Annotated in this window: 21 protein-coding genes and 1 pseudogene; 7 read left to right on the forward strand and 15 right to left on the reverse strand. The window is 66.9% G+C overall.

Features of this window, described 5'->3' with window-relative positions; genetic code table 11:
• Nucleotides 1-1,711 precede the first annotated feature (1,711 nt).
• From E8A74_RS49545 to E8A74_RS49570, 6 genes are all read left to right on the forward strand, one after another.
• Nucleotides 1,712-2,785: a hypothetical protein gene (locus tag E8A74_RS49545; protein ID WP_136936205.1), complete on the forward strand. Its 1,074-nt coding sequence runs from the start codon at nucleotides 1,712-1,714 to the stop codon at nucleotides 2,783-2,785.
• A gap of 69 nt (nucleotides 2,786-2,854) precedes the next feature.
• Complete coding sequence (locus E8A74_RS49550; RefSeq protein WP_170229983.1) at nucleotides 2,855-4,099, forward strand: sigma-70 family RNA polymerase sigma factor; 1,245 nt, start codon at nucleotides 2,855-2,857, stop codon at nucleotides 4,097-4,099.
• Nucleotides 4,100-4,350: 251 nt separating this feature from the next.
• Entirely contained in the window at nucleotides 4,351-5,091 is a 741-nt protein-coding gene (locus E8A74_RS49555; protein WP_136936207.1) for a hypothetical protein, read from the forward strand.
• Nucleotides 5,092-5,240: 149 nt separating this feature from the next.
• Complete coding sequence (locus tag E8A74_RS49560) at nucleotides 5,241-5,621, forward strand: hypothetical protein (protein WP_136936208.1); 381 nt, start codon at nucleotides 5,241-5,243, stop codon at nucleotides 5,619-5,621.
• 1 nt (nucleotide 5,622) lies between these two features.
• Nucleotides 5,623-5,994: a helix-turn-helix domain-containing protein gene (locus tag E8A74_RS49565; RefSeq protein ID WP_136936209.1), complete on the forward strand. Its 372-nt coding sequence runs from the start codon at nucleotides 5,623-5,625 to the stop codon at nucleotides 5,992-5,994.
• 617 nt (nucleotides 5,995-6,611) lie between these two features.
• On the forward strand, nucleotides 6,612-7,094 hold the full coding sequence (locus tag E8A74_RS49570; protein ID WP_170229984.1) for a hypothetical protein: 483 nt from the start codon (nucleotides 6,612-6,614) through the stop codon (nucleotides 7,092-7,094).
• 267 nt (nucleotides 7,095-7,361) lie between these two features.
• Here the strand turns inward: E8A74_RS49570 and E8A74_RS49575 are convergent, their stop codons facing one another.
• The 15 genes and pseudogenes from E8A74_RS49575 to E8A74_RS53635 all read right to left on the reverse strand — a co-directional run bounded on the left by E8A74_RS49575 (nucleotide 7,362) and on the right by E8A74_RS53635 (nucleotide 18,874).
• Nucleotides 7,362-8,138 (reverse strand): PD-(D/E)XK nuclease family protein, encoded by a 777-nt coding sequence (locus E8A74_RS49575; RefSeq protein ID WP_170229985.1) that lies wholly within the window; start codon nucleotides 8,136-8,138, stop codon nucleotides 7,362-7,364.
• Between the two features lie 58 nt (nucleotides 8,139-8,196).
• The gene (gene dndB, locus E8A74_RS49580) at nucleotides 8,197-9,399 is read right to left on the reverse strand and encodes a DNA sulfur modification protein DndB (RefSeq protein WP_136936212.1); all 1,203 of its coding nucleotides are present in this window, start codon (nucleotides 9,397-9,399) and stop codon (nucleotides 8,197-8,199) included.
• Nucleotides 9,396-9,881 (reverse strand): DUF6884 domain-containing protein, encoded by a 486-nt coding sequence (locus E8A74_RS49585; protein WP_136936213.1) that lies wholly within the window; start codon nucleotides 9,879-9,881, stop codon nucleotides 9,396-9,398. Before E8A74_RS49585 ends, dndB begins: the two co-directional genes overlap by 4 nt.
• Before the next feature lie 128 nt (nucleotides 9,882-10,009).
• Nucleotides 10,010-11,005, reverse strand: a complete 996-nt coding sequence (gene recA / locus E8A74_RS49590) for a recombinase RecA (RefSeq protein ID WP_136936214.1) — start codon at nucleotides 11,003-11,005, stop codon at nucleotides 10,010-10,012.
• Between the two features lie 133 nt (nucleotides 11,006-11,138).
• The gene (locus E8A74_RS49595; RefSeq protein ID WP_136936215.1) at nucleotides 11,139-11,459 is read right to left on the reverse strand and encodes a hypothetical protein; all 321 of its coding nucleotides are present in this window, start codon (nucleotides 11,457-11,459) and stop codon (nucleotides 11,139-11,141) included.
• Entirely contained in the window at nucleotides 11,459-12,997 is a 1,539-nt protein-coding gene (locus tag E8A74_RS49600) for a YifB family Mg chelatase-like AAA ATPase (RefSeq protein WP_136936216.1), read from the reverse strand. Before E8A74_RS49600 ends, E8A74_RS49595 begins: the two co-directional genes overlap by 1 nt.
• A 77-nt stretch (nucleotides 12,998-13,074) precedes the next feature.
• Nucleotides 13,075-13,413 carry a hypothetical protein gene (locus E8A74_RS49605; RefSeq protein ID WP_136936217.1) on the reverse strand — a complete coding sequence of 113 codons (339 nt, stop codon included), beginning with the start codon at nucleotides 13,411-13,413 and terminating at the stop codon, nucleotides 13,075-13,077.
• 71 nt (nucleotides 13,414-13,484) lie between these two features.
• Nucleotides 13,485-13,829: pseudogene (locus E8A74_RS49610) on the reverse strand (DUF6573 family protein); the annotation flags it as partial.
• A gap of 54 nt (nucleotides 13,830-13,883) precedes the next feature.
• The gene (locus E8A74_RS49615) at nucleotides 13,884-15,053 is read right to left on the reverse strand and encodes a vWA domain-containing protein (protein ID WP_136936218.1); all 1,170 of its coding nucleotides are present in this window, start codon (nucleotides 15,051-15,053) and stop codon (nucleotides 13,884-13,886) included.
• Nucleotides 15,054-15,056: 3 nt separating this feature from the next.
• Nucleotides 15,057-16,202 (reverse strand): AAA family ATPase, encoded by a 1,146-nt coding sequence (locus E8A74_RS49620; protein ID WP_136936219.1) that lies wholly within the window; start codon nucleotides 16,200-16,202, stop codon nucleotides 15,057-15,059.
• A 70-nt stretch (nucleotides 16,203-16,272) separates the two neighbouring features.
• On the reverse strand, nucleotides 16,273-17,217 hold the full coding sequence (locus E8A74_RS49625) for a hypothetical protein (protein WP_136936220.1): 945 nt from the start codon (nucleotides 17,215-17,217) through the stop codon (nucleotides 16,273-16,275).
• A gap of 100 nt (nucleotides 17,218-17,317) precedes the next feature.
• Nucleotides 17,318-17,995, reverse strand: coding sequence for a hypothetical protein (locus tag E8A74_RS49630; protein WP_136936221.1), 678 nt, complete (start codon nucleotides 17,993-17,995; stop codon nucleotides 17,318-17,320).
• Complete coding sequence (locus E8A74_RS49635; RefSeq protein WP_136936222.1) at nucleotides 17,982-18,269, reverse strand: hypothetical protein; 288 nt, start codon at nucleotides 18,267-18,269, stop codon at nucleotides 17,982-17,984. The genes E8A74_RS49630 and E8A74_RS49635 overlap by 14 nt, the downstream gene beginning before the upstream one ends.
• A gap of 90 nt (nucleotides 18,270-18,359) precedes the next feature.
• Nucleotides 18,360-18,563: a hypothetical protein gene (locus E8A74_RS49640; protein ID WP_136936223.1), complete on the reverse strand. Its 204-nt coding sequence runs from the start codon at nucleotides 18,561-18,563 to the stop codon at nucleotides 18,360-18,362.
• 143 nt (nucleotides 18,564-18,706) lie between these two features.
• Entirely contained in the window at nucleotides 18,707-18,874 is a 168-nt protein-coding gene (locus tag E8A74_RS53635) for a hypothetical protein (protein ID WP_170229986.1), read from the reverse strand.
• 583 nt (nucleotides 18,875-19,457) lie between these two features.
• Here E8A74_RS53635 and E8A74_RS55350 point away from each other — a divergent pair.
• A partial coding sequence (locus E8A74_RS55350; RefSeq protein WP_420814241.1) for a winged helix-turn-helix domain-containing protein occupies nucleotides 19,458-19,695 on the forward strand: 238 nt, incomplete at its 3' end.

Genomic DNA, 19,695 nt, shown 5'->3' on the forward strand with positions numbered 1-19,695 from the left:
TCGTCGTGGTTTTTCTCCGACGCACACGGCGCCTCCACCGCGGAGGCGGGCGGGACGTCGGCCGCGACCACGTTTGCTCCGTGGGCAAACTTTTCGACACGGTGATCCGTCACGCGCCGCGCTTTTTGCCGGGCGCGGTAGGCCCGTTGCCGGTCCCGATGATCGAGCCGCCCCTCGGGGCTCTCGCGGTGCCGCTGGTTTGCCCTGCGAAGACTTGCCCTGCGCGCGGTCGCGCGGCAGACGGGGCCGCAGTACAGTCGGCCGCGATCACACGGTCGGCAGAGCCGGAAGGTGCGTCGACAAAAACCGCATCGGACATCGGAGAGTTCGACCACGCGCCCATCGAGCAGGCGCCGGTTTCTTGGCCCTGTCGCCCGAGATGCGTGACGGTCCCCCCGTCACGCGCCCGCGCGACACGGAAGGCCGGGAGGTAGCGCTCCCGGCCTTCGTCTTTTTTCTACAAGGCGCCCGCAAGCCCCCGTCCTACGCGCGGTTTGTCGTCGTGACGAACTTCTCGCCCCAGGGCTCGACACGCGCCGTGACGCCCACCAGGCCGAACTCGTGGTCACGTTTTCCGCGGATTTGGGTGAGCGTCTACACTCGTTCGTGCAGGACTCATTCGCATAAGCCCGAACCCGCACCGAGCACGCTCCCCCTTGCGGATCTCCGCACGTGCAGGCCGAGCAAACCCGCTGATCCTCGGCCTTGGCCCATCCATCGTGTCGGTCTGTCCAGCCCGCTGGACACGATGCCAAGGCCCCCAGCCCGTAGGCGACGCGGCAAAGCCTGTAGCCTGGCGGTGGCGGGAGGACGCAAATCCTGGCGATATCGCAGGTCCCCACGTCGCCAGCCGGGTACTCGATGGCCCTCGTCCGAATCGGCGGTGGGACAGGCTGCCCCTCGGGTGGCATCGCCGGCTCCGCGACGCACGGCGCGACCGTGGGCGGTTCGACCACCAACGATCGGACGCACGGGGCTCCGTCGCACAAAATGCCTGCTGGGATGGGGCTCGACGAGGAACAACTCCCGTCCCAGTCGGCAGGAGGATCGAAAGGGGTGAAGGTGGACAGCGAATTGTCTTGACAAGCGGTCGATGTTGCGTTCCACGCGCTCGGCAGGACGCAGCCCACGGAGGGCGCCACGCAAGAGCATGTCGGGCACGAAGGTTCAGCGAACACGACGTCCACCCAGCTCTCGTAGGGCTCGGCAGGAAGTGGCGGCGGAGGAGGATCCGTCTCACTGCCGAACCACACGTACGACGGGTGCCGGTTGAAGCCGCCGCTGCCTGGCGTAATGCAGTCTCCAGGGCACGTCGATCCTGGACCTCCATCATCGTCGCCCGCATCGGCCTCGGCGCCGTCGCCGGCATCCACGTCGGCGTCACCGCCTGCATCGGGCGGACATGCGTACTTCTCACCTGGCGGGCCGCAGCACGGGACCTCTTCCTGCGCGTCGTTGTAACAAACGGTGATGTACTCGTACCTGGCTTCACCACATGCAGCGAGCCCGAAGGCGATCAACGTGCCGAGGTAAGAGGCGAAGGTCCTGAACGCACGCACGCCGTAAAGGCTAGCCCCCAGATCCAGGCTCCGTCAACGTTCGGACCCGACGGACAAACCAAGCCCGACCACTGTCGAGTTCCACGAACGCTTGCACCGCACGTTCCCCGCGGGCATGCTCCGCGGTGGGGACAAACCTGCTCTCTCAGGTCATGCGGGACGCCTCTTCACGGCCCTTCAGGGCGCGCCTTCTGCTCGTCGCTGCCCTGCTGTGTGGCACCTCGAAGGCGACGGCGCAGTCGCCCGCGGTGCTGCCGTGGCGCCTCGACTACGCCCCCGGTCCCGACGCCCCGAAGAACTGTCCGGACAAGAGCTACATCCAGGCCGCCCTCGCCACGAAGCTCAAGGGCCACGATCCCTTCACCGACGACGCGCCGCGCTCGATCTCCGTGAAGTTGGTGCCGACGCCGCAGCGGATCGAGGCGCACATCGAAGCCCGCGACGAGAGCGGGAAGGTTGTCGCCAACCACGTCACGCACGCGGAATCTTGGCGGTGCGATCAGCTCGCCGATCGCACCGTCTTCTACTTGCGCGACATCATCGATCCACTGACGATCCCGCCCGCGGCACCGTCGCCGTCGAGCTCGTCGGCGACGCCCGCGCCCTCCGCGCCTTCATCAGCCCTGCTGCCCCCAGCTTCCTCGACTCCCGCTCGCGTCGAGCTGCTTCAACCTGCCGCAGACCCCTCAGCACCCAAGGCCGCGGCGCGCTCGGCAGGGCTGCCACAGCTTGCCGTCTACGCGAACATGGGGGCTGCCTGGTGGAGTGCCCCGGAGACCGCCTTGAGCTTCGCGGCGGGCATCGAGGCGCGGTGGAAGTGGCTCTCCATCGGTGTCGAGGGGCAGTACGACCACGCCTGGGCGTTGCCGACGACGCTCGACGTGGAGGCTGAACGCGTGGGCGTCGCCGCGCTGGCATGCGGACGCCATGAGCTCCTCCCTCCCCGGGTCTCCGTCCGCGCCTGCGTCTTCGGCGACGTGGCACTGCTGTCGCTCGACACCCAGAGAAGCAAACTCATCAACGCTGATGACCCTGTAATTGACCTCGGCGCGCGGCTCGGCGGAGAGCTCCGGCTCGCTCGCTTCGTGGGCCTCCAGCTACACGGGGACATCGCCTTCGTGGCCCGTCGGCCGGTGTTCATCGTCGACGGCGAAGAGCTCTGGCGCTCTCCCCGCCTCACCGGCGCAGTCCGGGTCGGCCTGGTTGTTCCCTTCGACATCCGGTGAAGTGGCCTTCGAGCAGAAAGCCGTAAGATTTATTGGACGGGTCGCCTATCTCAGCGCGTGTTTGTAGTCGTGCGCCTCCTCCTCCCGGTCCTGCATCACGCCAGCGACGCCTTTCTCCGGTTCTACGCGACGCACCTCCTGACCGTTCTCGTGATCCTGGCTCGGATGGGCGTGCGCCAGGCGGATGTAGACGACCTCGCGCAGCTCGTCTTCGTGAAGGTCTACAAGAACTTCGACAAGGTCCCGTCCGCGGGGATCGAGGACTGGCTCGAGATGATCTGCAAACAGCAGGCGGCGGAGCACTACCGCCTCTACCGCCACCGCTTCGAGACCCCCGAGGCAGACGTCGGCGTGGACGTGCCCAGCGACGAGAACCCGCACGAGCGCTTCGAGCATCATGAGCTCGATCAGGTCGTCAAACGCGTGCTCCAGACCATGGACGCGAAGCTCGTCGATGTACTCGTCAGGGCCGAGTTCAAGGGGGAGTCGCTGCCGAAGATCGCCGCGGCGCTGGGGGTCTCACGCAACACGGCGCAAGCCAGGCTGGTAGAGGCCAAGGACGTCTTCCGGCGCAGGGTGAAGAGGATGTTCGGCCGGGACTTCACGCCGTTCATGCTGCTGCCCTTCGGGCTCGATACCGTCCTCCGCCCCGAGGACCTCACGCCCGACTTCATCGAGAAGGCGCGGCACGAAGTCTGGCGCCGCGTCGCCCGCGAGCTTTGCTTCGACGAGATGCTTCCTCTCGCCCTGGCGCCGAGCTCGTCGCCGCCTTCCGAACCGCCGGCTTCGGGCAAGCGGCAGATCCACGCGGTAGCGCCCCGGGGCCCTGGGCCTGCCGCTCGGGCCACCGCGAAGGCGGTGCTCGAGCGCATCATCAAGCACCCGCTCTTCCTGGTCGGCGTCGGCGCCTTGGGCGGGGGTGGTGCGGTCGCGCTCTGGCCCCACGACGCACCGCCCGCTGCGCTGCATGCAGTGCCGATGGTGCTGTCCGTCGTGGTCGACGAGAGCGGGCGTGGTGAGAGCTCCTCAGTCGTCGCGCTCCCGGCCACCCCCGGACCGAGCCCCACCGTGGTTGTTGTCGCGCCCCCGCGCGCCGCGCCCGCCGCCGTGCCGCTCAACGACCCGGAGACGACCAACCTCGAACAAGCCCGGGAGATGCTCTCGCGCGGGCAGTTCGCCGAGGCGCTCGCCACGCTGCGACAGCATGAACGGGACTACCGGAGCAGTCATCACGCGGGGGTCCGGAACAAGTACATCGCCGCGGCGCTCGAGGGCCTGCGGCAGAACGAGCAGAAGAGCGGCAGCACGCCCTGACCAGCCTCTTGCACGGAGGGCGTGCACTTTCCTTGGACGGGTCGCCTTCGTCGGCTCGTGTTTAGAGAGTAAGGGACATGCGGCTTCTGCCCTCGGCCATGAGCGCCGGCATGCGGACGCGTTTGTCCTCGCGAATCATCATCCGCAGACGGCCGCGGTGCAGGGCGCGCATTGGGGTGCGTTCGTCGAGGCATACCACCGCGGTCGCCTGGGGATGGTGACGTTCGCTCGAAGTGCACTCGGAGGGGGGCATGGCCGACGAGGAAGAAGACGAAGCCGCCACGCGCGTGATGATGCAGCCGGCAACGAGCCACGAAGAGGACGACAACGCCCCCACGGCGTTCTTCGTGCGGCCGGCTGCGCCCGCGCCTCCTGTCCCCGCCACGTCGATCCCGGTGAGGCTCTCATGGTGGCGCGTGCTCAGCGGCGTCTTGTGTTTCTGGCGGCGCCGTCCTGTAGCAGCGGTTCTCGCTGCTGCAGCTCCGGCCCCTGCACCTGCGCGTCCCGCGGCCTCTGCGTCGACATCGCACGTGCTCGTGTCCGCGCCCAAGGCGGCACGCAGGCCCGCCCCCACGCTGGTCTCGCCTCTCTCTCCAGGGCGGCCCGCCGTTGTCGACGAGGTGCACACGCTGCTCTGGAGCTTCGAGCCGCACGAACTCGAGGCGACGGCGAAGCTCATCGAGCACATCGCCGCAGCTAGGCTCGCGGGTCCGGAGGGACGCGTCGAGGCGCAGATCATCTACGCGCTCCTGTACATGCGCTCCGACGAAGACGGGGCGGTCGGCCTCGCTGTTCTGCGGGGCAAGCTCCTCGGGATCGCACGATCCTCAGTGGACCAAGCGCTCCTTCATCTCGAAGAGCAAGGCCAAGTTGTACTTCGTCCTGCGGATCCGCTCTCCGGGACACGACAAGTTGCTGCCGGGATCGAGCATGCAACGCGAGGGCTACTCGAGCGCGTCGCTCTCGTTGCACAAGCGAGGAGAGCGTCTTGAGCGGCGAGCGCGCCACAACACGTACGCTGGGCGGCGCCAATGCGCAGGCCGCGCCGATCTCGACAAACCCGCCGTCGACGATCCGACCTTCCCCGCCTGGGCCCCAACCCGTCGAGCCTCGACGACGTCATCGCACGCCGATCGAGGAGGTGAACGATGTCCTCCGGCAGCTCCGCATCCCCGAGCTCGCCGACGTCCTGCTGTACGCGCAGCGCACCCTCGCCGCGCGTGACGCAGGCCCAGATCCGGCCGTCGTGAGCGAGATCCTCGCGGCGATGAGCCGGCTTCATCCGGCCTACAAGAACACGCAGGGCGTGCCGCTGCCGATCCTCCGCGGGGCTCTTGCTCGGGTTCCTCGAGCCGCATTCGAGGCGGCTCTTCTCCACGCAGACCGAGAGGGCACGCTCAAGCTCATCCCTGTTCCTCTGCTCGTGCCGTTCATCGAGCGGCAGGCGGGCATCCAGGACCCGAAGCGGGGCCTACTTTACTTCTGTACCGCTCTGGAGGCACGCGGGCGGCGGGAGCCCTGACATGGGCCGCCGATACGAGCCGGATCCGTTTGCCCTCAAACTAGGTCATCGGATCAGGGATCTGCGCCTCGCACAGGGGATGTCGCTCGAGCACCTCAGAAGGAAGACCGGCATCGTCGCGAGTCACCTCTCGCTCATCGAGCGCGGGTACGTGGCGATCAACGTGGGCACCCTCGATCGCATCGCACGCGCTCTCGGCTTGACGCCGATGTTCCTGGTTCTGTTCCCCGAGGAGAGTGAGCTCGAGGCAGTCGTCGAGCAGATCGGCAGCATGAGCGTGGAGGAGCTCGCGCAGCTCCGCGAACAGGTGTCCGCCTCGAGCCCACGGGGAGACAAGCCTCGCCCTTCGCGTGGAACGACCGGGAAAGGGTGATCCTGCGTAGCACCGACGGCACGGAGCGCGAGTTGCTCATCCCGTGATTTCCTGCCGACGTGCTCCGCCAGGATGACCAGGCAGGGTTTGTCCTCTCTTGCAGTTTGCCCCGGAACATGCGATCGAGGGGCTCGATGTCCTCCGCTCGTCCGCCTCCCGCGTCTTTCGAGCCCCCGCCTCCGCCCTCGCGGAAGCGGCTCAGACCGGGGCCCGACGCGTTCGATGTCCTCTCGCGGGACGGCGCGGCCGCGGTTCTGCTCTTCGCCCGTGCCAAGCTCGAAGCTGAGCGTCGGCGTGCACCTGGGCTCGTGAACGGATCCCTTCGCGCCTTCGCCTCGGGCGTGGAGTCAGCAGCTCGCCGCGTGACCGAAGGGGTACATGACGATGGCGTGTTCATCGCACCGCTCTTCCGCCTGCTCCGCGAGCGCGGCGAGGTCCCGTCCTGCCCGACGCTTTCTTCGTTCAAGGCGCGGCTGCTCCAAGCGTACAACCGGGGGCTCCTCGAGCTCGCTGCCTGCAAGCGTGCCGAGGACGAGAACCCCTTGGTGGTCGCCGCATCTGCAGTTCGTTCCCGACGAACCACGTTTCATCTCGTGCAGCGATGGTCACGTCGGAATATGTTCGCCGCGCTCGACGACGTCGTCGAGGCGCTCTCTCCCAAAGCTTACGCCGCCGCAAAAGACTTCGCGCGCAAGGTCCACGAGGATGAAAAGCGCCGCGAAGGGCGCCCCCGCTTGATCACGCTGCCGCTCGACGAATTCGCCGCTCGCGTGCAGACAGTCGTCAATGAAGGCTCGCACGACGCGCTCGTCGTGCAGCTATTCCGGGAGCTCGATGACCGCGGTGAGGCGACGGGGCTCGGCCTCCCGGCATTCAAGGCTCGGCTTCGCGCAGCACACAACGCCGGCCTTCTCGCGCTGCGGCCACGGGTAACGGGAGAAGGCCCGGATAGCGCGATGACAGCGGCTTCTGCTGTCAGTCACCAGGCGGCAAAACTGCACCTCGTGCAGCGTACGGCGGATCCGTTGCCGATCCCGTGGGGCCGGCCCGCGCTGCTCGTATGGCATGGGAGAGCTACAATGGCGAGGGCTGAAGGGTGACCCTGCCGGAACCCGTCACTGATCGATGGGGAATCGGCGCTGTGCGCGAGGTCGCGAGGCCGAACGGGCCCGCAGAAAAGTAGGGCTCTCGACGGTCTTGTCCCGGTGCCGGGGCCGAGTCCGGGGATGAGCCCGAGCGCCACTGGACGCGGGCACAATGCCTGGGCGTCCACGTGATACGGCCGTCAGGAAACAACCGAGGGCTAATGAAAAGAGCGTGGTGGGCTCGACATCGCCCACCACACTCTCACGCGCACATCCCGCGCGCTACCGGCACCTCCAAGCAAACGGGCACGACACGCATTGCGAGCCCCGGACCGGATGATCCATGCCCGCCTTGATGCCCCGAAGCACGGAGACCACCGTCGCAGCAAGGTCCCGTTCGTCCGCTTTTCCGCGCGAGAGATGCTCCATCTGGATGTCGGGCTTCTTCGTCTTCGTAGCGACGACGAGGACAACCTGGACCTTCCCGAACACCTTCCGCGCCGCCATCGCGTAGGCCGTTGGCTGAAGGTCGTACTGGAGCATCGGGGCACTCCACTTTCTCGCGGCCGTCTTGAATTCCCAGACTGCCTTTCTGCCGCTGGTGGAGACCACGGCGTCAATCGCGCCGACAAGGGGCACGGGCAGCATCTCTCCCGTGCTGGGATCCGCGACCTCGAGTAGAAAGTCGACCTCCACCCCGAGTACCCTCTTCGGCCGCGGCACGCGCTCCACGAACACGCCGATCATGCGCACGCCGAGGTCGATCATCTGCCCGAGGTCTTCGTCCTCATCGAACAATACCGGCGGCGCATTTGTCTTCACCGCAGCTTCGAGCCCTCCGCGAAAGAGTTCGCGCATCTCCTCGGGCCCAGCGCCCAGCAGGTACTTGTCCACCGTCTCGTGCCAGACGGAGCCGAAGACCATAGCAATCGGCCGGAATGACGGCTGGACACGGTCCATGTACTTCAACCTGTACTGCCGCGGGCAGTGCAGGAACATCCTGAGCTGGGCGATGCTCGTATGTGGTTGTCGCCTCAGCTCGGCGAGCGATGCTTTCATCGACACCCCAAGCATGAAAAGCGGCGCCCCCCCCCGGGCTGCGCCGTTGTTGTCTCGGTCAGGCGGTTGTCGCCGCCCCGTTCACCTGCTCGTCTTCACCGACCCGCACGGGCTCGTACCGCCGCTCCTCGATGGAGAGCTCGAGCCCGAGGTGATGCTTGATCACGTTGCCCGTCAGGACCACGCTCGCCGCGTTCTTCAAGACCCTGCTGTGCACCACGGCGCGCCCCTCCCATCGCGGGTTGGTCCGCGACCAGTCGAGCGTCCCGAGTCCCGCCAGCACGCTCTTCCAGCCCTCCCGCCGCTCCCGCAGCACGGCGTTGCCGACGCGGCCGAGGGCCTCGAGCACGACCGCATGCGCGTGCACGCACCGATCTCGCAGCACCTGCGCCTTGATCTTGCCGAGGCCGACCTCGTGCCAGTCCGGCATCACGCGCGTCACCTCGGTCCAGAATTCGACAGCGATCTGCCTCGCGGTCTCGAAGCTCCCACTGAACCCCGCGAGCAGCGCCTTCGTCGCCGCATGGATGCTGGCCAGCGCGAATAGCTTGTTCGAGCCTCCCGAAACCGAGGTCTTCTCCCCGTCGGTGAGCTGGTGGAAGAGGAAGACGTCGCGAACGACGGCGCGCGTGAGCTTCGCCAGCTCGTCGCGGTGGTCGTACAGCAGGCCCAGCGAGTTGTTCGGCCGCACCGCGAAGCGGTTCAAGTCCGCGAACCGCTGCTGCGCCTTCTCGAGCCCCGCGTCGACGAACAACGTCACGCAGAGGCTCTCGTCCCCAAGCGATCCCCGCCGCTTCCTCACGTACTCCTGCGAGAGGGCCATCGCGACGGCGGCCCGCCGGTGTTGCCCATCGAGGACCGCGACCGTCATGTCCCGCGGGATGTAGAGCGTGCCCATGTGGCCCTTCTCGTGCGCCGGCTCGAAGCGGGGCAGACCGTCGATCGCACCGACGAGGGCCGGCAACGTGTAGTTCGTCGGGTTGTTCGTGATGTAGTCGGCGATCTTCGGGACGCGGACCTTGCTCAGCACCCGCTGCGCTCGGAGTTCGGGTGGCAGCTTGCCATCCACGGGGGCAAAGAGCTTCGCCACGTCCCGGAGGTGCACCATGACCGAGTAGTACTCACCACCGGCCTGGACCCCCCGGATGGCCGGAAAGGACCACTCGGATGCGGTGTTCTTCGCCTCGGTTCCGTGCCCCCGCTCATTCGCCGACTCGGTCTGCGTGCCGCTCTTCTTCTGGTCAACTTTCTTCTTCGTCATTGATTACCCCACTGGCAGGAACTCGACTTCACATCCGGCGTATTCGCCTTCATCCACGCGACCCGCGCGCCACATCCACGAATCTTCCGCAGCGGTTCTTCCGGCCGAGGGAGGTTGTGCCAATGCGCCCCGTGCACGAGCGCGTCGGCATAAACATTTCCGGCGAGAATCACGAGCTGCGGAGGCGGATCGAACGCCGGCAGAAGCTCGCCGATCGTTCGGGCTCCCCAGTCCTCCCGATCGTTCTTCCGGAACTTGCGGAGGCTCCGGTCATACGGGTAAAGGACGGTCTTCGGGGCGACCGCACCGTAGAAGGCGGAGACGATGACCACCACGTCGCACGTCTTCTCGGCGTACGCGTAGGCGGCGCGAAAGAGCGCCGACGTATAGAAGTCCTTCGCGGGAGCCGGTTTCTGGTTCTTCAGAGCCGAACAGCCCACGAGAGCGACCCGCTTGGCCCCCGGCTGCTTCTCCGTGAACATGAACCCTCCGAGAGGGCTGTGCGCGCGTCAGAAGTCCTGCGAGTTGCCTCGGCGACTCCGACGACGCGCCGATCTCTACTTCTTCTTGCCCGCGTGATGACGCGCAGGCGTCCGCACAGGCCCCTCAACTACTCCGCGGCCGACCGCTGCGCGAGGGAGTGCTCGATGGCGCTCCGGATGGCCGCGCCCAGCGGCCCCTTGATCGCCTCGCGCGCCTTCTCCCGGCCCTGGCCGAGCGTCTCCCCGCGGAAGGACAAGTACGCGCCGGTCTTCTCGACGATGCCGTGAGCGACGGCGAAGTCGAGCAGGTCCCCAGCCGCGTCGATTCCCGTTCCCCAGCGGATGTCGAACTCCGCCTCCCGGAAGGGCGGCGCGCACTTGTTCTTCACGACCTTCACGCGGGTCTTCGAGCCCAGCACCTCCTCGCCGACCTTGAGCGCCCCGATGCGGCGGACATCGAGCCGCACGCTCGCGTAGAACTTCAGCGCATTGCCGCCCGTGGTCGTCTCGGGACTGCCGAAGACCACGCCGATCTTGTGCCGGAGCTGGTTGATGAAGATGAGCAGCGTCTCGGTCCGGTACGCGATGGCCGTGAGCTTGCGCAGGGCCTGGCTCATGAGCCGCGCCTGGAGGCCCATGTGCGCGTCGCCCATGTCGCCCTCGATCTCGGCCTTCGGCGTCAAAGCCGCGACCGAGTCGATCACGATGATGTCGACCGCGCCGGAGCGCGTGAGCGTCTCGACGATCTCCAGGGCCTGCTCACCGTTGTCCGGCTGCGAGACGAGCAGGCGGTTGACGTCGACGCCGATGTTGCGCGCGTAGTTCGGATCGAACGCGTGCTCGGCATCGATGAACGCCGCAATGCCCTTCGCCTTCTGCGCCTCGTAGAGCGCGTGCAGGGTGAGCGTGGTCTTGCCCGACGACTCGGGCCCGTAGATCTCCACGATCCTGCCGCGCGGATATCCCCCGATCCCGAGCGCGGCATCAAGCGCGAGCGAGCCCGTGGGCAAAACCCGCACACCACGATCGGGATTGTCGTCCCCGAGGCTCATGATGGCCCCCTTGCCGTACAGTTTCTCGATGGCCTGCAGGGCGCCACGGAGAGCGCCGTTGTTCTGCTGCATGGTCGTTGGTCCACAAAAGAAGAGCGCACCTCCCCGAGAAGGTGCGCCTGTCGAAGCTCCCAGGAGCCGCCATTCGCGGCACATCTGGGCTCGGGTGCTTGTTCGTGCGATGCCCGAGGCAGCGCCGTTGTTGTTATCCCCGCGTTTGCCGGCGGCTCGCGTGAGTCAGCCGCTCGCAGAGCGCGAGTGCCTCGGGAATGCGATGATCGCGACGCAGGTCGTCCAGGAGGTCACTCACGAGATCGAGGAGTTCGGGAGCCGCCGCGATGAGCTCGGCATCCGCCTCGATGACCTCCGCGACAAACAGTCCGTTCTGGTCACGGATGATCGCTCTGCCTTCCGAGCACGAAGCGATGTGCCAGCGATCCTTCGAGGGGATGGTCGGCCTCGCCTTCATGCCCGGTTCGGTCGGAGGTCCCTCGTCGGCCTCCTCCGGCTCTTGGGTGTCGGTCATCAGCCGCGCCCGAAGACAGGAGCGAGGAGAACGGCCTCGGCCACGTGGGGCGCGCGGACGATCTCGCTCCCGTCGAGATCAGCGATCGTTCGAGCCACACGGAGCACCTTGGCCCGGAGAGTCGCAGACAGCCCGAGACGCTCGACGGCCTGCTCCAGGGTCCGCTTCCCCTGTGCATCAGGCGCGGCAATGCGCTCGAGGTCGCGGTGGTTCAACGCGGTGTTGAGCGAGGAGGCGACCTTCTGCCGCGCCGCGCGCGCATGCTGGATCGTTCGTGCTGCAACGACCCGGTTCCGCACCGTCTCGCTGTTCTCGCTTTTCGCCTTGCTGCCGAGCTGCGCGACGTCGACAGGGGGCACCACGATCTGCATGTCGACTCGCTCGAAAAGCGGCCCGTGCACTCGCTCCCGATGACGCCGGATTTGCTCGACAGAGCATGTGCACCGCCGTTTTGCGTCCCCGTAGAACCCGCAAGGGCACGCGTGCGTCGCCAGAACCAGGAGCGGACGCGCAGGAAAGACCGTGCGGTTCTGGCCGCGGACGATGACCGCTTCCCCTTGGGCGAGCGTGGTCTCCAGCAGGGCGAGCGAACTCCGACGAAACTCCGGCAGCTCGTCGAGGAACAAGACGCCGCCGTGGGCGAGGGACACCTCCCCGGGACGCACGGGCTCTCCCCCGCCGACAAGTCCTGCCGGAGCCACCGAATGATGGGGCGCGCGAAACGGTCGATTCGTAGCGAGCCCCTGCTCCGAATTGAGCAATCCGGCGACGGAGTGGATGCTCGTGACTTCAAGCGCCTCGTCCACGAACATCGGGGGCAGGATCGTGGGAATGCGGCGGGAGGCCATGGTGATCCCAGCACCGGGCGGACCGATGAAGAGAATCGAATGCTGGCCCGCCGCCGCGATCTCGATCGCTCGCCTCGTCGATGGCATCCCGCGCATGTCTGACAGATCGAGCGCCCCGGGCTGCTTCGGTCGGAAAGGTACGCTCGCGCGCTCGATCTCGCAGGCCCCACGCAGGTAGTCCTGCACGGCGTTCAGGTTCCCGGCGACACGCACATCCAGATCCGGCGCGCTCGCAGCCTCCGCGAGGTTGGCGCGGGGCACGATCACATGCTGGATCCCCTTGCTCGCCGCACCCCGCAGCGCCGGCAACACCCCACGAACGGGCCGCACTCCCCCAGAGAGGGACAGCTCGCCGAGCACGACGGTGCCCGGCAGCGTCTTCTTCTCGAGGGCGAGAATCACGGCTGTCGCGATGGCCAGGTCGAAGAATCCCTCGTTCCGAAGGCCAGCGGGGGAGATCTGAACCTTGATGCTGTACCCGTCGATGTGCAGGCCGACTTGCGCCAGCGCGGACAGGACGCGCAACCTGGTCTCCCGAAGGCTCACCTCGGCCAGACCGACGAGCTGAAACAAACTCGTGCCCGTCTCGACCGTGACGACGATGCTCACGAGCGACGCGACGAGACCCGTGAGCGAGATGGAAAGGACCTCACTCCGGAGACACTTCTCCGACTGGGGATGCTTCCCCATATCGACTCCCTTCGGATGATTGATTGTGCAAAGGAAGAAGCGGGCCCGGAGGCACATGCCCCCGGGCCCATTCCGATTCAGAAGACGCCCGACTCCGGCCCCGTCCCCGGGTTCACCGGCTCGGCGCCCTCGGGCGGCTCCTGGCCGCCGAGCTTGCCCTTCTCGATGGCGCCCCGCAGCGCGACGGCCACGTTCGGCATGATGAGCTCGACCTCCTCGGCGAAGAACTCCGTCTCGGCCCGCGTCAGGCGCACGCCCCGCCACTCCTTCCGCCCGCGCCGTTTGTCGGCGGGCAGCTCGTCCTCGTGGATGTAGACGTGCCCGTCGCTGGCGAGCGCGAACGAGGCCATGCACTCCTCCACGTGGTCCTGATCCTCGGTCTCCGCGTTCTTCGTGGGCGACTGCTTGGACGACATGTGTCTCCCTGAAAAAGCGAATGCGGCGCACGTAAGAACCGCACGCCGCATTCTCGCTACTGGTTTGTCGCTCAATCCTCTTCGGGCAAGAGGATCGTGATGACCGCCTCGCCGTCGTCGCCAGGCCCGATGATGGACTTCAGCTCGACGAGGGACGGTTCAATCGCGTCGGTGACGACATGCAACTGGTACCGGATCTCGGCTTCATCCGGCCGTTGCAGGGCGGCACAGCGGAACATCCAGAGGATGTCCCACGTCCTGCCCGTCGTGTCGTTTCCCGCCTTCTCCGCAGCCGGGAACAGCTCGACGTACCTCTCCCAGACGGAGCGCGTCAGCGCCACCGGCGCCTTGATTCCAGCCTGCTTCGCGAGCTCGGTGACGTCGACGAGCGTGCCGTCTTCGAGTGCCTGCCTGCGGCTGTAGGCCGCGAATCAGGACAAACTTTCCACCGACATCATCATCTTCGTCGCTCACGCTGCCCCCGCGAGCAACGTGATACTCGAGCCCTCGGTCATCGCCTTGTCGTTGAGCTCGGTGTATTGCGCGGCCTTCTTCCGGAGCGGCGAGTCCTCCGGGATGGAGCACTCGATCGCCACCGTCCAGAGCCGCGCGCCGATGGTCGACGCAGCGTCGACCGACTTCTTCTGTTCCTCCTCGTTCCGGTCGATGCCGTCCGTGACGAGAATGATGTCGGCGCCGTGCTGGCCCTTCTGCGCGAGCGCCTTCACCTGATCCACGGCCACACCGAGGGCCAGGCCGATCGCCGTTCCGCCGCTGAGGAAGTGAAGGATCATCTTCACGATCCCCGCGCTGTCGTTGGGCTTCACGACCTGTACCACGGTGGACGTCGCGTAATGGACCACCGCCACGGGCCGATTCTCCTCCGAGGCGATGCGGGCGAGCGCCACCGCAGCGGCCTTCGCCCACTCGTTCCGGATTCCGGACATGCTGCCCGATTCATCGAGTGCCAGCACGAGCGGGCCCTTCGACTTCTTCGTCGTTCCCCGGACCGCGTACTGCGCAGCCCGGCGAGAGGCGATTCGTTCGAGGGCCACGATCTCGATTTGCGGGTCGGTCAAGAGCACCGTCTCCGCCGGCAATAGCCGAGCCACGTCATTGCCCTGCTCGACCGAGTACACCTCGCCCGAGACCCCGTGGACCTTGTTCGCGTGCGCGCCGCGGAGCGAAGCGAACATGCGACCTGCCAGCCGAGCAATACGCTCGACCCGATCCATGTCCTCTCCCGCAGCATCCACTTGCCGGACTTGCGCCCAGGCCGCCGAGAGATCCCAGCCGAACCCATCGGAGAGGTGCTTGACCTGCTTGGCCTTCTTGTCGAATGTCGCCCACTCTTCGCGGGCGGCACTCCGCATCTCGAAGGCCGAGGCCCCCTCGGGGACGTGCTTTCCCGCCTTCCACAAGAGCCCGAACGCGTAGGCCGCGCCGACCTCGTCGAGGGCGAGAAAGGCCATGTACTCGGCGGGAACTGTATCCCTCACGGCCTCCGCGAATGACCGCGTCGGCGGATCCCGCCCGAGCCCCACGATCGCATTCCACAGGTCGCCGGCCTTCTCCGCGTCCTCGAAGGAAGCCTCCTTGACGCAGAGATGCCGGCGCCTTGCCTGCAGGAACGTGCCCATGGCCTACGCCAGCGCGTAGCGCTTCGAGAGGTCGGCCGTGAGCGCGTCGTGGGCCTTCTTGAGCTCGTCGAGCTTCGGCTGAATGCGCGCGTGAGCGCGGCGCGACACGCCGTTCTTCAGCATGTCCTGCACACGCTTGCCTGCCTCCGTGACCTTGTCCGCGAGCTGGGGCAATGCGGACTGATACGCCGCCGGCTCCGTTGGCCGACTCGCGTATCCCCGGAGCGCCTCGTCCACAATATCGATCGCCTGCGCCACGACGGAGCGATCGACCGTCTGCAAGATCGCGACGACGCGCGCCCGATCCTCCGGCTTGTTCCAGAGCCCGTACTTCAGGACGGAGAGGTGATCGAGCTCGACCGTAGGCGCATCGTCGAGCCACGCCGCGGCCTTGAGGACGCGCGTGAGCGCGATCCAGCGCCGATCCGAGAGGACCAGACCATCCGCCTTCAGCGCCGTGCGGAGCCGGAGCAACTCCTCGACGACACGCTGGGGCACCTCGAGACGCAGGACGTCCTTGCACGCGGCATCCCACTCCGCGAGAGCGATCTGCGCCGCGGGCTTGTACTCGGGCGGCGTCGCCACGAGTTGCATCCACGTCGCATCCGCCTGCACGTACTCGACAACGTCACGCAGGAGGAAACGATCGTAGATCGCCGCGAGGATCTCCTCCTCGGGCAGCTCGTTCGAGGCCCCGACGAGCAGACGCAGGGGGATCGGCTGTCCCTTGTAGAGCCGCTCGTTCATCGCGGACAGGAATGCATTGAGCACGCTGTCCGAGCCCTTGAAGACCTCGTCGAGGAAGGCGCACTCGACGGCCGCGAGGCGGCCATCCAGATTCCTCTCCCAGAGGTCGTTCTTGAGCGCGGAGAGCTTCACGGGCCCGAAATACTCGTCCTCGGTCCCGAACTTCGTGACGAGCGTCTGGAACTTCCGCGCGTCCGTGAACGACGCGAGGAAGCCGAAGAAGAGCGCGCTCTTTGCCGTGCCCGGAGGCCCGACGAGCAGCGCGTGGCTCTGCGCGAGCGCGGCGAGCAAGATGCACTCGATCGCGTCCTCGCGTTCCCGAAAGACCGCGTTGAGCCCATCACGCACGGCGCGGAACCGCGCGCGGACGGAGCCCATGTCGATGGAACCGTTCTTTTTCATGTTGTGGAAATCCGCGACTGGTTGATGCCGCGGCGGCGCCCCGCCCCGGTGTCACCCGAGACGGGGCCGGTCAGTCGTTCACGGCGATGGAGAACGACGGCCCACTGCTCCCACCGCCCGAGAGCTGGCGCTGGAAGCTGTCCTGGAGCTCCTTCACCTTCGTGGTGATCTTGTCGGAGACCCCCGCGAGCACACCGCGGTAGAGCTCGGCCTTGGCGACGAGCTCGTTGCAGAACTGCACCCGCCGCGTGAGCGCGTCCTGCCGCATGCCGTCGGTCTTCGCCTTTTCGAGATCCGTGAGGAGCTCGGCGATGTCGGACTCGAGCGCGCTCTGCGCCGCGGACTTCGCGACGGCGAGGTTGTCCGGAGCGTCGTGCATCTCGATGGTGAGGGGCTCGACGCGCAGCTCCTCGAGCGCGGGCTTCAGGCGCTTCCACGTGCCGCAGGACGGCGGCGGAAGCAGGTAGAGCCCGCCGCGGTTGCGGATGGGCACGCCGGAGAGGGCCTTCACCATGGCGACGAGGACATTCGAGATATCCCGCGTCTCGCAATGGGTGATGAGGTGGTTCGCGTGCGCGGCGATGTTCTCGGCGTGTGCGAGGGCCGCTTCGAGCCCGGCGCCTCCCTCGGGCGGCAGGGAGACGATCCTATTGCCACCCGAATCGACGCGGCACCGCGCGCCGCAGACGACGCTGTCGCCCTTCTCGCCGTCGTTCTTGTTCTGGAGATAGACGCCGAACGACGCGGGCGTGTCGACGTTCGGTCGGGAGAAAGGCCGGACGAGGATGTTGGCCGGCCGCTTGACCTCACCGGCGGCGCGGGAAAGCGCCGTGGCGGGATCCATGTCCACGATGAGATGCTCGAACTTCTCGGGCTCGAGGAGCTTTCGAGCATTCTCGCGGGAGACGTTGATGCGCTCCGTGTTCCATCCGACGATGTCACCGATATGGCGACCTCCGGCAGCGGCGACACGGCGCTGGGACCGGGAGAGGGTCGAAGCAGCGCTGCTGGTCATGGGATTGTCCGAGGAGAGGACGCAATGCATTGCAAGCATGCCGTCCGAAGAGAGGGCACCGCAGACGTGGTTCGTCGCAGTGATACGTTATAGTCAGGAACTACGCGAAGAGCGTCATGTTCACGACTTCATCGCCCAGCGAGACCGGACGCCGCGGTGGCCGCTGCGCCCGGTTCACGCTCGGCCGCTGTACGGGCGGCGTGAGATACACGTGCAGCCCGAACCCGATGTCGCGCGCGGGCACGTGCTGCGAAAGGAAGTTCAGGCCGCCTCGCCCGTTCCTCCAGCGGAAGTGGAGCCCCTCGGCATCCACCCAGACGACGAGGTCGTCGTGCCGGGAGAGCGCCTCGCCCGCGCCCCACAACGTATGGCGCAGCATGCGGACCTCGAAGGCACGTCCGCCGTGGAATGCGATGAACCTGTGCCCGACATCTGCGAGGATGGCACCGAAGAGAATGGTCGGGTCGAGATGCGCCCGCCCCTCGTGCCACACGGCGGTGCGAGCGAGATGCTCGGCGGCGGAGCCGGCAATCTGAGCCGCCTGCTCCGCGCGCCTTGCTTCCTGCGCTTCTGCTCGCCTGTGAAGCAGGGTCTCGAGCTTCGGCCCCACTTCACGGTCGGGTTTGCCGACGAGCTGCTCGAGAGCCTCGCGCTCGACCCCGAGGAGAACGGCCACGTGCTCTGCTGTCTCCTCGAGATATCGGCTGAGGCTCTTCGTATTCGGCTCCGCGATCCTGAGCGCGCACCGTAGCTCTTCGAGGCTGCTACGCCGCGGCATGCAGCGGCTCGTGCGGCTCCGGCAGCACGGGCTCGGGCCGATCGAAGTCGGGCGACGGCCCCGGCGCCTGGTCGGGTGCCCGCTTCGCCTGCGTCGCGAGGCTCTTGAGGAGCTCCATGTCGGGCGAGTTGTTTTTGGCCGCCCGAGCGATTCGCCGAGCGACGGTGTAGGGGTTCATGGAACGCGGCACGCGCAGTTCCGTGATGCCGAGCGAGAGGAACATGCGCCGCTCGGCGAGGGTGGAGTAGCGAAGCGTGCGGCCATTGACGCGCATGGGAGTCTCCTTTCCGGAAAACAGAAGGGCGCCCCGGAGCACGTCACTACGTGCCAGCGGGATGCCCTGGTCGACGGACGATGAACGCTTTCAGCGATCCCACAACCTGCTGGGCCTCCAGGCCGGCGGCGGCTCCTCCTCGTCTTCGTCGAAGAGGTGGCGCTGATGGGGAGGCGGGTACTGGTTGGGATATTGGGGCGGACCGTATCGAGGCGCGTGCCGCGTCGGCGCATGCCGGAATGCCAGCATCGCCACGGGCCGGTTTCGCTCGACGAACACGACGCCGGTGAACATGGCCCCGTCCTCGCTGACGAGCTCGACGCCCGGTGGCGGACGTGCCGCCTCCCGGAGCCATTCGAGCGTCTCATCGGCGACGGGTGCGATGTCCTTGAGGCGGCGCCGTAATTCGTCGAACAGCGCCTCGCCGAGGATGTCGGCTACGAGTTGGAGGGCCAGATGGCCTCGGTCACGACCGCGAGCACGACGCCGGCCACGAGGGCGGCGGCGCCCTTCTTCGTCGAGTCATTGGCCATGACGCGCTTGAGGAAAGGCGTCGAGAGATCCTGGGCGGGCTGGGCGTTGTTGTTCTGGGCGTTGTTGGCCATGTCGGTTTTCCTATCCGGTGATGATGGTGATGACCTGGGCGACCATCGTGAGAACGGCAGCCCCGATACCCATCGCCTTGCTGACCAGCGTGGGACCGCGAAGGCGGCTCAAGAACCGCGACATCATGATGACCTCCATCGTTGGTTCCCCCTGAATTGTTATACCGGGGGTCGTCGGTTATTTCCGCGCAGAGTCGGTTGCCCACTGGTTCTGCGTATTCCGAACCCACGTAGGCACGCGTTCCGACGGCACGTGGGCACGCGTTCCGACGGCACGTGGGCACGCGTTCCGACGGCACGTGGGCATCGATTCCGATGTGACATGGCCACCAGGTCGCAACGGACCCACCCCTCGGCCGATCCTGCGGTTTGCCGGAGGGTACGCCGGCAAACTTTGAGAGGGGATGGCGCTTGACGGTGGGCCGACGCCGGTCTCGACCCATGCATGCGCCGCGTGGTGGACGCACCGCGGGCTGGGGCTGCGGCTGGGTTTGTCGGAGCAGGGACGCGCGATGGTCGTGACGAAACCAAGCCTCTCGACGGCCCTCGGGGCGCGAGAGGGGAGATGTCGGAGCGGCATTCGATGCGGAAGATTCGGGAAGTCTTGCGGCTCAAGTATGATGGGAAGCTGAGCCATCGAAAGATCGCGGCGGCGGTGGGGATGAGCCCGAGCGCGGTGGACGCGTATTTGAAACGAGCGACGAACGCCGGACTGTCCTGGGAGAAGGCCTGGGACATGACGGACGCGGAGGTGGAAGGTCTGCTGTTCAAGCAGATCGGGCGCAACGAGCCGCCCGCCCGCGCGCCGATCGACTTTGGCT

Source organism: Polyangium fumosum (assembly GCF_005144585.1).
Taxonomy (GTDB): domain Bacteria; phylum Myxococcota_A; class Polyangia; order Polyangiales; family Polyangiaceae; genus Polyangium; species Polyangium fumosum.